The organism is Peribacillus sp. FW305-BF15 (assembly GCF_058783805.1).
This window is the reverse complement of record NZ_JBYSYV010000001.1, coordinates 90,137-103,765: the sequence shown is the minus strand read 5'-3', so window position 1 is coordinate 103,765 and position 13,629 is coordinate 90,137. Positions and strand designations below refer to the sequence as shown.

Below are 13,629 nucleotides of genomic sequence, written 5' to 3'. Positions count from 1 at the left end.
ATATTTTAGCAAAATCTGTTGACGTTTTCCATTTTCATCTAATATACTTACTAAGTAGTTACTTTAGTAACCACTATGAAAACAGGAGGGGGAATTAGTTTGGACAGCTTACTTACATACATTTCAATCGTGGCAATGATGGTTATTATACCGGGAGCAGATACAATGCTCTTAGTGAAAAATACGCTTAGCCATGGTCCGAAAGCGGGACGTTATACCGTTCTCGGAATGGCAACGGGACTTTCTTTTTGGACGCTTATAGCCATTCTTGGACTATCTGTTGTCATTGCAAAGTCTGTGATTCTTTTCAGTACAATCAAATATTTGGGAGCCGCATATTTAATTTACTTAGGGATAAAAAGTTTTTTTGCTAAAAGCGTTTTTTCCTTAAAAGAAATTCAAGCACAAGCAAATACACCTGTTAAGTATTCAAACCGGCACAATAAAGATTCCTTCATGCAAGCATTACTTAATAATATTCTTAATCCAAAGACCGTTTTAGTTTATATAACAATCATGCCACAATTTATCGATTTGAACGGAAATGTAAACCAACAATTGATTATTTTAGCCTTCATCTTAACCTTGCTCGCTGTACTGTGGTTTCTATTTCTTGTTTATCTAATTGATTACGCAAAAAAATGGATGAACAATTCCAAATTCCAGAAAGCATTCCAAAAATCAACTGGCTTAATTTTAATCGGTTTTGGGATAAAAACAGGAATTTAAATTCATATACTCACACATTCCGTTCAGACAATTGAACGGTTTTTTCATTTACGAACCGGCACCGATATCTTTTTAATTATACATATGGCACTGTATTATTGACTGAAAAGATTTTTACGTCTTCATCATTTAAAACAAAAACGTCAGTATTTTCCCATAAGTGCAGAAAATACTGACGAAGTAATGTCCTATGAAGTTTGAAGTATCCCTTTTTATCAATCCAAGCCGCAAGCCTTGGCAAGTACTTCAACAAGGTGCAAACTTTTCATTTGGTTTGCCGCTCCCTCCCTTTGGATGCCAATGCTCATTTGCATTTGGCATCCTGGGTTAACCGTAACAATGGTAGTTGCTTTCGTTTCGTTAAGATTCTTCATTTTCTCATCAAGAATTTTCATGGATTCATCAAAGTGGAGAAGATTGTAAATGCCTCCAGATGCACAGCAACGGTCAAACCCTTCCATTTCGACATAGGAAACTCCTGGTATGGATTGCAATAATAAACGAGGTTCCTTTTGGACCTTTTGTACATTGCGTAAATGACATGAATCTTGATAGGAAACGATGCCTTGCCATCCTTCAGTGAAGGGTAGCGGTCCCAATTGATGAAGAATTTGACTGATATCTTTTGATTTTTCCGAGAAAGCCCTTGCCGCCGCAGCCCATTCTTGATCCTCTGCCAATAGATGTCCATATTCAAGAAGCGAAGCGCCGCAACCTCCTGCGTTATTTACGATTACATCAGCATCCGTTTGCATGAAGGATTGGATATTCCTCTTTGCCAATGCTTTCGCTTGTTTTGTTTCACCTTGATGGGAATGCAGAGCACCGCAGCAATTCTGATTTTCAGGGAGAATGACCTCACAACCTGCTATGGTAAGCAGCTCAATGGAAAGACGGTTAATTCGTGACATCATGGAATCCATGATACACCCAGTAAAAAATGCCACTTTTAATTTCGTTTCCCCTTTTGCCGGCATAATCGTACCTGGTCGGATACGTTTGGAAGAAGTCTCGATGACTGGAAGTGCCTGTTCTAAATGTGCAAGGGCAGGGGAAACCTTCTGCAATATATTTGATGAACGGATAAGCTTGGATAAGCCGGTTTTTTGATAGAGCTGCACTGCACTTCCAATCCTGTTCATTCGTTTTGGATATGGAAAAAGATGAACCAATGCCAGTTTTTTGATTTTTGTCATTTTGTTTTTTTGGTTTGCTGACGGGGAGTTTTCAATGGCTTCTTTAGCCGCTTCCAGTATATGTCCGTATGGCACACCAACAGGACATGCTGTTTCACAAGCACGACAGCCTAAGCATAAGTCGATTGGTTCAGCTAAATCTTTTTGGAAATCTATTTTTCCTTCGGCTGCCATTTTCACTAGATTGATACGACCGCGTGGAGAGGCGGATTCCACACCCATTGATTCATATGTAGGGCATGCCGGTAAACAGTATCCGCATTTTACGCATTGGTTTGTCCAATCATAGGCGTCTGAATATAAATTTTGGACCGCAGCATTTGACTCATTCGGTTTGGTGGGTAGATTCATGGAACCAACACGACCCTTGTCTGTCCCTTATCAGGAAAAATCTTCCCTGGATTCAGGATATTATTGGGATCCCATGCTTCTTTAATTTTTTTCATCATATTCACTCCAGTAATTCCTAATTCCATTTCCATATATGGTGACTTTAAAGTACCGATTCCATGTTCCCCTGAAAGTGTTCCGCCTAATTCGATTGCCGCTTCAAAAATTTCACTGACAGCAAGCTCCACTTTTTTCATTTCCGTAATATTTCGTTTATCAGTAATGATGTTCGGATGTAAATTCCCATCCCCTGCATGACCGAATACAACCAAGTTCAACCCGTATTTCTCCCGGATATTGTTTAATCTCTCCATCATTGCCGGTATTTGACTGCGTGGAACGGTCGCGTCTTCAGAAATTTTTGTAGGACCCATTTGTGTAATGGCCGGGGAAACCAATTTACGCGCACTCCAAATCGTTTGGCGCTCTTCCTCTGTCTCCGCTATCTTGACGTAGGAAGCACCCTCTGCCCTGCATATATCGGCGCATTTATTGATTTCTTCCTCAATCGCCAATGGGTGTCCATCTATTTCTATGATCAGAATGGCTTCTGCCTGAAGAGGCAACCCGGAAGGATGGTAGCTTTCAACAGCACGGATGCACGCATTATCCATTAATTCCAGGGCAGAGGGTAGAATTCCTGATGATAAAATGCTGGTAATTGCATGTCCAGAGTCTATCAAATGATTGAAGTGGGCGACAAATGTTTGTTTAGATTGAGGTTTTGGTATTAAGCGGATGATTGCCTCAGTTACGATGCCCAGAGTACCTTCCGATCCTACGATCAATCGGGTCAAATCATACCCAGTTACATTTTTTACGGTCTTTCCGCCAGTACGAATGATTTCTCCTGTCGGGGTGACCACCTCCAGACCTATCACGTATTCTTTTGTCGTTCCGTATTTCAATCCCTTTGGCCCGCTGGAGTTTTCTAATAGATTCCCGCCTATAGTGGCTACATTGGAACTGCTTGGATCCGGCGGATAGAATAAGCCAGCTTCTTCAGCCTTTTTATGAATAACTGCCGTAATCACCCCTGGAGAGACTATGGCAAGCATATTTTCCCGATCAATGATCAATTTATCCCGCAAAAGGGTCATATCAAGAACCATCCCCCCTTTAACAGGTAAAGGGCCGCCGCTTAGCGAGGTTCCTGATCCTCTAGGGTAAACAGGTATTTTGTGAGTATTAGCCAATTTAACCACTTCACTGATTTCCTCCGCGTTTTTGGGCTGGATGACGATTTCGGGTAAATATTCCCCAAAAGAAGCGTCATAGCTATAACAATACCTTTCTGCCAAATCAAGAAACATTCTGTCACCTGGAATTACCTGTCGAAGATCGACCAAGGCTTCTTTCTCCATGATTCCCACTTCCTTTCTTAATAGAAATTTGGAAAAGGTCTATCCGTATGTAATATAATGGCATTTTAAGATTCTGCTAGATATAATGATGAAAGAAAAGGAGGTTTTTTTTGAAAATCGCACTGATTCATGCAACCACAACTGCACTAAAACCAATTGAAATTGCCTTTCAGACCGTTGCACCGAACATTGAACTCCTTCATTTCATGGACACGTCTCTTCTCTCCTTGATGGAAAAGAGCGGCAAGTTAACTCCTGAAATCATCCGCCGCTTTTCTGCATTAGTGAATATCGCCTATGATTCTGATGTTTCATGCATCCAACTTACTTGCTCTGCCTTTAATGACATCACTGCAATTTTACAGCCTTTATACTCTGTAAAGTTATTTCGTTCAGATGAGGCCATGCTTGATGAAGCTCTTCGCTATACTCGCATTGGCCTGGTTTCCACCGTAAAAGAAACGCCGATTGCTCTTCAAAATTACCTATTAAATAAGAATCCGGACTGTATGATCGAGTCATTGGTCGATCCCGGAATCATCCATTTATTATCACAAGGAAAAAGAAAGGAACATGACAATCGGGTTAAAAAGATGGTGGAACAATTGGATGGAAAGACAGAAGTGATTTTGCTTTCACAATATAGTATGGAACATATCGCAAAGCAGGTTAATCCCTCTGTCCCTGTCCTAACGGCGCCGTTATTGGCTGCGAAAAGGTGTTTGGCCCATTTGAATGGAATGTACACATGAGTTTTCTTCGAAAAAATCATAACTTTGCCAGCATGATCGTATGTCACATCATATATACCGTTTTTTAACCGTTTGTATGATGCGAACCGCCAAAAACTTTGCCTACACCTTGAATTTTTTCAAGTATGACAATCAGAAGGACTGATATGAAAATAACCACGCTCGACACGGATGCTACGATTGGATTGTAGGCATCCTGCATTTGCGAGAAAATCTCGATCGGCAGCGTTCTCATTTCAGGTGATACCATAAAAAGAGAGACCGTTACATTATCAAATGATGTCAAAAATGCGAATAATCCCCCTGAGATGGCCGCGGATCCAATTAGCGGCAGTGTCACTTTCATGAATACCGTTAGTGGATTGGCTCCAAGTATGGCCGCAGCCCTTTCGAGATTATAATCGAATCCACTTAAACCGGTTAATACGAGCCGCATGACATATGGTATGCAAATCACGATATGGGCAATTAAAAATCCTGTAGACGTACCGGCAAGCATCATTGGTGTAAAGTACATTAAGAGTGCAATCCCTAAGACTAATTGCGGCACACTTAATGGAGAAGTTAAAAGGGCCGTAATATACGATTTTCCCGGAATATCATACTTTGCGATGCCAAGGGCACCCAAAGTACCGAATATGACGGAGAAAAGGGCAGCTAATGCTGCGAACTTCGCACTGTTCAAAAATGCTTCCAAAAATTCAGGGCGCTCCAAGATCTTGGCATACCATTGCAGTGAAAAGCCTTCAGCCGGAAAACTTGGATAATTGGCACTTGTAAAAGAAGCGGGAATAACGACAATGAGCGGGATCAAGATATAGATAATGGCCAAAACGGCAACTGCGACCCGCAGGCCGCCAAACGTTTTCATCATCGGAATACCTCCTTGAATTTCCCTTTTTCAAACGCTCTGGTAAAGACTGTTACCGATATGACAGTGGTTGCTAATAGAATATAAGAAAGAGCAGATCCGAATGTCCAATGCAGCAGGTTATTAATTTGATCATAGATGACAACAGGCATCACGGGCACGTTGGCTCCCCCCATTAGTGCAGGCGTCACATAAGCACTCATTGACAAACTGAATACGAGAATGCAGCCAGATACGATACCTGGGATGCTTAGCGGCAATGTAATGGAAAAGAACCTTCTGAATGGGCTTGCCCCAAGTATGGCTCCTGCCTTATCAAGAGAAGGATCGATATTATAAAGACTTGCTACGATGGATAAGATCATGAAAGGAAGATATGCATTGGAAAGCCCAATCACAACTCCTATCTCTGAAAACAATAGTTTCAATGGTGCATCTATTATGCCAAGGGCCATCAAGGTTTGATTAATCGTTCCATTAGGCAAGAGCAAAAGGTACCAGCCAAAATTACGGACAACTATACTTACCAAGAGCGGTGACACGATCAAGAGAGTGATATACCCTCTGATCCGCGCTGAACTTTTGGCCATTGTCAAAGCTACTGGATATCCAAGAAATAAAGCAACCAAGACCGAATATAAACTGATCTTCACTGTCAGCCATAATGAAGATAAGTAATAGCTATCGGAAAATAATTGTGTATAGTTTTTTATGCTATAAACTGCCTCCGCTCCTCCAAGATTATCTGTGGATATGAAGCTTAAATATAAAATGTATAACATCGGTATGACAAAGAAACCAAATATGAAAAGCAGAATCGGCGTTAAAAGAAGTAATCCCGGCACCCAGACTTTCCTTTTCTTGCTTTTAGGCTTCTTTTGCGGCTCGATAGGACTCGTTTGCTGTTCTATTTCTTGACTAGCATAACTTCTGATGGGCTCCATCCAATCAACACCTCACTTCCATTTTGCCATGATGAATCGAAAGCGGAAGTCAATACTTGAATACTTTTCCCCTGTAACAGAACATTGATTTCCCATGAGGTACCGAGATAGTTCATTTGGCTGATCTTGGCACGATGGAAATCCAATGGAGATGAAGATTTTTCATCGAGTGAAACAATTTGCAGTTTTTCCGGTCTAATATAAAGTTTTACCTCATCCCCGGTTTTCAGATCACTTTCATTTCCCATGACGTTATTTGTGTCTACATGAGTGATATCAGAACCGATTTTGACTGCAACTTTCCGCTTATCGATAGCAGACACATTCCCTTCAAAACAATTCGATTTCCCGATGAATTGAAAGACGAACTCTGTCTTCGGATGATTGTATATTTCAGTCGGAGTACTGATTTGTTCAATTTTCCCTGCATTCATGACCACGACTCGATCAGACATGGATAGAGCTTCTTCTTGATCATGAGTCACAAAAATGGTCGTTACGCCAATTTCCTTTTGTAAACGCTTAATCTCGGCCCTTAGTTCATGACGCAGCTTTGCATCAAGGTTTGAAAGCGGCTCGTCAAGCAAAAGGAGCTCCGGTTCAACAACAAGTGCCCTTGAAATCGCCACACGCTGACGCTGACCTCCTGATAATTCCCTTGGATAACGATTCTCCAATCCTGACATTTTCACTAATTCAAGCGCTTTACTAATCTTCTTTTTTTGCTCAGCTTTCCCGACTTTGCGCAGTTTCAAGCCAAAACTGAGATTTTCATAGACTGTCATATGGGGAAAAAGCGAATAGGTTTGAAAAACCATTCCTAAATCACGCTTGTAAGGCGGAACCTTCGTAACATTATTGCCTTTAATATGGACCTCGCCCCGATCCGGATCGAGGAACCCGGCAATAAGGTTTAAGGTTGTGGACTTTCCGCACCCGGAAGGACCAAGAAGAGTGAGTAACTCTCCTTGTTTCACCTCCAAATCAATGCCATTCAGGACAACATTCGCTCCAAATTGTTTAAACGCGCCTTTTATCTCTACATCATTTTTATTTGAGCCAACCCCCTGAACTGCCTCCAGGTGTTGCCTATTAATTTCCACATCTTTTTTTAATACTTCCATGTGATCAACACGCTCCTTTTTATTTGAGTTTTTTCCCTAATTCAGGAGTAACCTCTTTCGCCCATCTGTCTGACACCTCTGCACGGATCTCGGCAAACTTGGCGAAATCAGGTTTGAATGTTTTATCACCTGCTTTAAGCCCGATTGACTCTTCATATTTTTCTGGAATTTTCATGCCTTCCACGGTCGGATAAAATCCTTTTTCGGAAATTAATGCTTGTGCTTCTTCACTGATTACATAGTTGATGAATTCTAGGGCTTCTTTGCTATTTGGCGTATTTTTCACTAGACCAGCGCTGAAAGCTTGAAGCGGCACCCCTTCTTTAGGCACGGCCATCTTAATCGGAATACCTGAAACGGCTAATTCACCGATGGAATAACTTCCCATGACCGTTACGTCAGCAGCTCCTTGTTGGATCGCTGGCATCATTTGCGTTGAGTTTTTATAAAATGTATTGGAATACGCTGCAAGATCTTTTGCCTTTTCGAGACCTGGTTCCATGTCTTCCGTACTGCCGCCGTTTGAAATCGCCAGACCATTAAGGGTATTGAAACCCCAATCATTCGTAATATCTGAAAATGCCGTTTTACCCTCGTAATCAGGAGAGACAAGATCATTCCATGATTCAATTGATTTTAAGCCTTCCTTTTTAAAGGTTTCCGTATTATAAGCTGGTGCAATTACCAAACCAAATGCTGGAGCGGCCGCATTTTCAACCGGAATGAACCGTGAATCCACCGATTTCATATTGGGAACATTGGACTCATCAATTGGTACAATCAGTTCCTTCTCCTTAGCGCGTATAACATCAACCGGTACAAAAAGGGCAACATCTATTTGCGGAGCATTCTTCTGTAATTCCACTTTGGATAGGATTTCACCTGATAAACCGGAAATATAATTAACCGTGATTCCCGTTTCTTCTTTGAATTTTGGGGCAATCACATCTCGGATGGCACTTTCGATGACACCGCCATTACCGGCTATCGTTATTTTTTTCTCTCCTTTTTCACCAGCACCCGTTTGTACGGATTCCCCCGGTTTTTGCGGAGTAGGATTACCACATCCCGCAAGAGCGATCAATACTATTATTGATAAAAGACTCATCAGCTTTTTCATAATCATTACCTCCCGTTTTTCATTGATTTCCAATAATTCCTTGTTCGGTGAAATAATTCACGGCCCCTGGATGAAAATCCAAGGGAACTTGTTTAGTTGCTTCCGTTATTGAAATATCAGAAGCAGCTGGATGTGTATGCTGCAGTTCAGGCAGATGTTCATATAATGTTTTCACAAGATTGTAAGCATGAGGATCAGACATTTCCTTGTAGGTTACCAGGACATTTTTAATTGAAATCGTTTGGACATTTTTTTTCATCCCCCTGTATGTATCTCTAGGAATTTCATTATGAGTATAAACTCCATATTGTTTTTGAAGGCGTTCAATGATGTCTCCCGGTATTGGAATGAAACTTAGTTCCGTCTGCTTGGATATGAAAGCGATTTCATTATTAGGGATTCCCGAAGAAAAGAAAGCTGCATCAATGGTACCATTTCGTAATGCTTCTGCAGATTGAGAAAAAGAAAGATAGGATAAATTCAATTGATCAGTCGGTAAATCGGATTCTAACAGTATCCGCTCTGCAATAAGCCTTGTACCGCTTCCAGCCGTTCCTACACTAATGCGTTTACCAACTAAATCGTCCAAGGAATCAATATCATTTTGTTTAGTAGAAACAATTTGAACATAATTGGAATATAGGGCCGTTAAAGCTCTTAACTTGGATTTATCCGTTTCAGGCAAATCCAGTACATCCACTGAGGTAAAACCAATTTCTGCCCGATGACGGCTAACCAATTCAGTATTTTCGATAGAAGCATCGGTGACCTGGGTACCTGACACAGCCCCGTTGTATTTTTCATACATATTTGATAATCTTTGTCCCAATGAAAAGTAAACACCTGTCATATCTCCGGTTCCAATGATTATCATCCTGTTATTTAAATCCTGTCCGTCTGAAGTTAGTTGCCTCTGGATCAAGGTAGTAGCAGGTTTAGATATTTCCTGCTGCTCATTCATAAAAGAACATCCTGTCATGAAACAAAATAACAAAGCGACTTTTATAAAGAGTGCTCCATTTTTCATCGTGATCCTCCTTTCTTAATGAATTTAGATGCAAATGCCATGCCAAGTCGATTTTCTGCTTTAAAACGCAAATTCTGCCTATTTCAAGAATGTCATACAAGGATAAACCGGCAATTTTTTCCGGTTTTCCAGAAAAAATTGCCGGTTAACACGATGAACCCTTTATTCTTCTTTTGAAATGAGCTTGATTTTATCACGAAGGCTCCTTTCAGAAATTTTTAGGATTTGGGCTGTTTTTTGCCGATGATTATTACAATATTGAAGTGTGGCCGTTATGACCTTTTCTTCTATCTCTTTCATGGAAATGCCAATGGGAATCCTGAAACTGTTGAAATCGTCGTCCGTGCCATCCGGCTGAAGAATGAACTTCTGTTCTTGAACATATTGCGGCAAGTCGGTTTCTTCCATTTTTTTTGAGTTTGATAGGGCAACAGCATATTCTATAATGTTTCCAAGCTCCCGGACATTCCCAGGGTAATGATAATCCAGTAAAATCCTACGTGCGGTTGCCGAGAACATCTTTTCTTCACGATTCATATCCTTCGCGTGTTTTTTTATAAAATAATCCATAAGGATCGGTAAATCTTCTTTTCTATCTCTTAGTGGCGGCATCGAGATGGGAATGACATTTAGCCTGAAAAACAAATCCTCCCTAAATTCCCCTTCCATCACCATTTGTTCCAGGTTTTTATTGGCTGCACTTATAATACGGACGTCCAATGAGATTTTTGTATTGGATCCCAGAGGCGTCACTTCCCGTTCCTGCAATACCCTTAATAATTTGGCTTGAAGTGGAAGGGGCATTTCACTGATCTCGTCCAGAAAAAGGATGCCTCCATTAGCAGCAACGAATTTCCCTTCCTTCCTCTGAGTTGCACCTGAAAATGCTCCCTTTTCATAACCGAACAATTCAGATTCCAGCAGCATCTCAGGAATTGCTGCACAGTTGACGATCTGCATTGGATTGTTTTTCCTTCTTCCCAACGTATGGATATTTCGGGCTACAAGCTCCTTTCCAGTACCACTTTCCCCCGTGATGAGAACACTGGAATCAATATCTTTCACTCTTTCGATCATTGAGAAAATACGCTGCATCGCCTTGCTGTTACCAAGGAAGTTACCGAATCCCTTTTGAATCTCTAATTCTTCATGTAATGTCTCCAATTGATTGGACATCTGTTTGAATTCGGCTGCCCTCATCAACAACAAAGAAAGTTCTTCAATATTAATTGGCTTTTCAATATAGTAGTAGGCTCCTTTTTTTATGGCCTCAATGGAAGTTTCAATGGATGAATAGGCAGTCATCATGATGACTGTTACGTTAGGTGATATTTGTTTGATTTTCTGTAGGACATCAAGTCCACTTTTATTTCCTATTCTCAAATCAAGTAACACAATATCAAAGTGCTGATTGTCGATTTTCCGTAGACCCTCATCCGGGTCTGTAGTTGTCATGACATCATAAGAATCTTCCAATGCAAAGCTAAGAGCGGTGCAAATAGCAGGTTCATCATCAATCACCAATACTTGCATTTTCATATGAATCCTCCTCTTTCCAGGCTTCTATTCAATATATATAGGTAGTAAAATGGTGAATGTCGTTCCTGAATTAGGATAACTTTTCACATGGATATCTCCGTTATTTTCTTTAATGAGCCTATACGATAACGTAAGTCCCAAACCGACGCCCTTTTCTTTATTTGTGAAAAAAGGCTCAAAAATATGGTTCAGTTCTTCCTGCTTCATCCCTTTTCCCGTATCCGATATGGCAATCCGCCCTGTCTTTTCGTTCACTTTATCAATGGTGATTTTAATGGTCTTTTCCTTTGTTTCTTCAACGGCATCAATCGAATTCAACACCAAGTTAAGAAGTACTTGTTGAATTTGTTGTAAATCTATATAAAAAATAAAGTCCTCCTCAATCATCTGCTCGAAATTTATTTGTTTTTTATCCATTGTCACCTTATGAAAAGCAAGTAAGGATATAAGCTCATGAGCGTGGCAATTTGTAATATTTGGCGGCCGCGGGCGTGCATATTCAATTAAATCGGTAACAATCCCATTCAAGCGGTTAACTTCAGTAGGTAAGTGTTCCATTAGAACTTGTCGGAATTGAGGATTATCATATTTACTCGGAAGTAAATCAATGAATGTTTTAATCGATGTTAAAGGATTCCTTATTTCATGTGCGACACCTGCAACGAGTTGACCAAGAGCGTGCAGCTTTTCTTGTGTGACCAATTTTTTCTCCAATGTTTTCTTTTCCGTCTCATCATTCATGGAAAGTAAGTATCCGGTTTGTATATCTTCAGTATTGAACATCTTATGCATCGAATAAGAAATCACCTTCTGTTCATTTTCCTCATTTAATACCAAGATTCGAAAAGAACCCGTACAATTATTCTCATTTTGTTCTTGGTGTAAAGCTTCGAAATTCTTCATCAATTGCGAATGATTCGTAAGATTCAGAATCATTTCCTTGGAAATGTTAAGAATGTCCGATGCCTTTGCATTGCAGCTGGTAATCATGAAATCGAGATCGAATGTTATGATGCCATTATTGATATTGTTTAAGATTTGATCTTTAAACGCTTCAGCATTTGCGATGTTTTGCCGTTGTTTCTCTAAATCCTTATTTAATAAATGTAATTTCAAAGTCTGGTTATGTACGGATTTTTTTAGCTTTTGATTCCATATGTAAATGATTAGAAGGATAAGGGCCACGGCAGTTAAGATTATGATCAACCAAAATATGAATTGTTCGAGTCTGGCAATTTTCTGATTGGATTGCGGCATTACCCATTTATCGATTATCCCATTGATATTACGGTTTGCCTTAAGTTCTGTGAGTGCATTGTCCATCATGAAAAGAAGCGATTGATTTCCCTTTTTCACTGCAATCGTATAATCCGCAGGTTCAATGACTTCATCAAGAATGATGTAATTCTTTTCTTGGCGGAATTTTTTTAAATAGAAATCAGCAGTCCATTTGTTTCCGATGAACACATCAGCTCGGTTGTTCAATAATGTTAAAATTCCGGAGTATTGATTTGAAACGGTCGTTAAGTTTGTATTCCTCATATTGAGAAATGTACTGATAACTGGTGTGTTATGGTCAAGGACAACATGTGAATCACGTAGATCCGTTAACGTATGAATATCCTGTTTCCTTTTACTAGGAATGATTATGGATTGGGACATTGTAAAATAGGATTGCGTGAAATCAAATTGGTTATCTTTTTCGGTATTATAGGTACTTCCGACAATAGCATCAATTGTTCCGTTACTTAAGGCTTTTTCGGCTTCTTCCATCCTCATCGGAATATATTTGAAATCTACGTCATTATATTTCGCTATTTCCTCCATTAAATCAATATTGATGCCTGTCAGTTCACCAGCTTCATTTTCAAATGAAAATGGAGGAAGGGCACTTTCTCCAGCAATTATAAATGTTTTTTCTTCAGCAAAAACAGCGGGAGACCATAATGTTTGAACAAAAATTATAAAGCAAAATATACTTAGTTTAAGCAGCTGCCTTTTAATTAAGAGCCCTCCTTCTACGTCAAAATCCTTGCAGTCAGTAATCCTTTGCTAAAAACATCATAATTATATACTTCTCCAATTAAGACTTGAACCCTTTAAAATGTAAAGAATTCTTAGTATAATCTGACACAATATAACAATAACCTACAAAAGAGTGTGTTTCTGAAAGTAAAAAACATGAAGGTTACTCTTGTCTTGTTTTTAGACATATACGAAGAAAACGCGTTTGCCTGCAGTTTTTTTCTTGAAAAAATTTCCTTGATTCAGAAATCCGCTCCCTTTCCGCCGACTGTCTGCCAAGCCGCATCAAAGTAAGCGTCTGTGGGGTCTCGTCAAGCCAGTTATTCGGCAGGAGTGTCGCAAATTTCTTCCATCCAATAAGGATTGCAGTAAAGGAACATGAAGGTTACTCTTGTCTTGTTTTTAGACATATACGAAGAAAAGGCGTTTGCCTGCAGTTTTTTTCTTAATAAAATTTCCCATGATTTCAAAAATCCGCTCCCTTTCCGCCGACTGTCTGCCAAGCCGCATCAAAGTAAGCGTCTGTGGGGTCTCGTCAAGCCAGTTAT

General features: G+C 40.0%; 11 protein-coding genes. 2 read left to right on the top strand and 9 right to left on the bottom strand.

All coding sequences use genetic code 11. The features are described 5' to 3' along the window. The first annotated feature begins 99 nt into the window (after nt 1-99). Nucleotides 100-729 (top strand): homoserine/threonine efflux transporter, encoded by a 630-nt coding sequence (locus AC3WLU_RS00430; protein ID WP_098186777.1) that lies wholly within the window; start codon nt 100-102, stop codon nt 727-729. A 215-nt stretch (nt 730-944) separates the two neighbouring features. On the opposite strand, the gene AC3WLU_RS00425 is transcribed toward AC3WLU_RS00430, so the two are convergent. Next, nucleotides 945-2,276, bottom strand: coding sequence for a (Fe-S)-binding protein (locus tag AC3WLU_RS00425; RefSeq protein WP_492596569.1), 1,332 nt, complete (start codon nt 2,274-2,276; stop codon nt 945-947). After that, nucleotides 2,273-3,679 (bottom strand): FAD-binding oxidoreductase, encoded by a 1,407-nt coding sequence (locus AC3WLU_RS00420; RefSeq protein WP_492596568.1) that lies wholly within the window; start codon nt 3,677-3,679, stop codon nt 2,273-2,275. Before AC3WLU_RS00420 ends, AC3WLU_RS00425 begins: the two co-directional genes overlap by 4 nt. A gap of 110 nt (nt 3,680-3,789) precedes the next feature. Between AC3WLU_RS00420 and AC3WLU_RS00415 the strand changes: the two genes are divergently transcribed. Continuing rightward, on the top strand, nt 3,790-4,431 hold the full coding sequence (locus AC3WLU_RS00415; RefSeq protein ID WP_440438506.1) for a hypothetical protein: 642 nt from the start codon (nt 3,790-3,792) through the stop codon (nt 4,429-4,431). Nucleotides 4,432-4,495: 64 nt separating this feature from the next. Here the strand turns inward: AC3WLU_RS00415 and AC3WLU_RS00410 are convergent, their stop codons facing one another. The 7 genes from AC3WLU_RS00410 to AC3WLU_RS00380 all read right to left on the bottom strand — a co-directional run bounded on the left by AC3WLU_RS00410 (nt 4,496) and on the right by AC3WLU_RS00380 (nt 12,961). Beyond that, nucleotides 4,496-5,302 (bottom strand): ABC transporter permease, encoded by an 807-nt coding sequence (locus tag AC3WLU_RS00410; protein WP_095678476.1) that lies wholly within the window; start codon nt 5,300-5,302, stop codon nt 4,496-4,498. Further along, on the bottom strand, nt 5,302-6,246 hold the full coding sequence (locus AC3WLU_RS00405; protein ID WP_063576219.1) for an ABC transporter permease: 945 nt from the start codon (nt 6,244-6,246) through the stop codon (nt 5,302-5,304). The genes AC3WLU_RS00410 and AC3WLU_RS00405 overlap by 1 nt, the downstream gene beginning before the upstream one ends. Continuing rightward, on the bottom strand, nt 6,210-7,370 hold the full coding sequence (locus AC3WLU_RS00400; RefSeq protein ID WP_340861992.1) for an ABC transporter ATP-binding protein: 1,161 nt from the start codon (nt 7,368-7,370) through the stop codon (nt 6,210-6,212). The genes AC3WLU_RS00405 and AC3WLU_RS00400 overlap by 37 nt, the downstream gene beginning before the upstream one ends. A gap of 19 nt (nt 7,371-7,389) precedes the next feature. Next, a complete protein-coding gene (locus AC3WLU_RS00395) occupies nt 7,390-8,490 on the bottom strand; it encodes an ABC transporter substrate-binding protein (RefSeq protein ID WP_034306740.1) in 1,101 nt (366 codons plus the stop codon). A gap of 19 nt (nt 8,491-8,509) precedes the next feature. Further along, nucleotides 8,510-9,517, bottom strand: coding sequence for a TAXI family TRAP transporter solute-binding subunit (locus AC3WLU_RS00390; protein ID WP_413002347.1), 1,008 nt, complete (start codon nt 9,515-9,517; stop codon nt 8,510-8,512). Nucleotides 9,518-9,679: 162 nt separating this feature from the next. Further along, nucleotides 9,680-11,056, bottom strand: a complete 1,377-nt coding sequence (locus AC3WLU_RS00385) for a sigma-54-dependent transcriptional regulator (protein WP_222619803.1) — start codon at nt 11,054-11,056, stop codon at nt 9,680-9,682. A 24-nt stretch (nt 11,057-11,080) separates the two neighbouring features. Next, a complete protein-coding gene (locus AC3WLU_RS00380) occupies nt 11,081-12,961 on the bottom strand; it encodes a transporter substrate-binding domain-containing protein (protein ID WP_492596663.1) in 1,881 nt (626 codons plus the stop codon). Nucleotides 12,962-13,629 lie beyond the last annotated feature (668 nt).

Coding starts and splice junctions, on each gene's coding strand:
- AC3WLU_RS00425 (WP_492596569.1), bottom strand. CDS start 2,276: ATGAATCTACCCACCAAACCGAATGAGTCAAATGCTGCGGTCCAAAAT.
- AC3WLU_RS00420 (WP_492596568.1), bottom strand. CDS start 3,679: ATGGAGAAAGAAGCCTTGGTCGATCTTCGACAGGTAATTCCAGGTGAC.
- AC3WLU_RS00410 (WP_095678476.1), bottom strand. CDS start 5,302: ATGAAAACGTTTGGCGGCCTGCGGGTCGCAGTTGCCGTTTTGGCCATT.
- AC3WLU_RS00405 (WP_063576219.1), bottom strand. CDS start 6,246: ATGGAGCCCATCAGAAGTTATGCTAGTCAAGAAATAGAACAGCAAACG.
- AC3WLU_RS00400 (WP_340861992.1), bottom strand. CDS start 7,370: ATGGAAGTATTAAAAAAAGATGTGGAAATTAATAGGCAACACCTGGAG.
- AC3WLU_RS00395 (WP_034306740.1), bottom strand. CDS start 8,490: ATGAAAAAGCTGATGAGTCTTTTATCAATAATAGTATTGATCGCTCTT.
- AC3WLU_RS00390 (WP_413002347.1), bottom strand. CDS start 9,517: ATGAAAAATGGAGCACTCTTTATAAAAGTCGCTTTGTTATTTTGTTTC.
- AC3WLU_RS00385 (WP_222619803.1), bottom strand. CDS start 11,056: ATGAAAATGCAAGTATTGGTGATTGATGATGAACCTGCTATTTGCACC.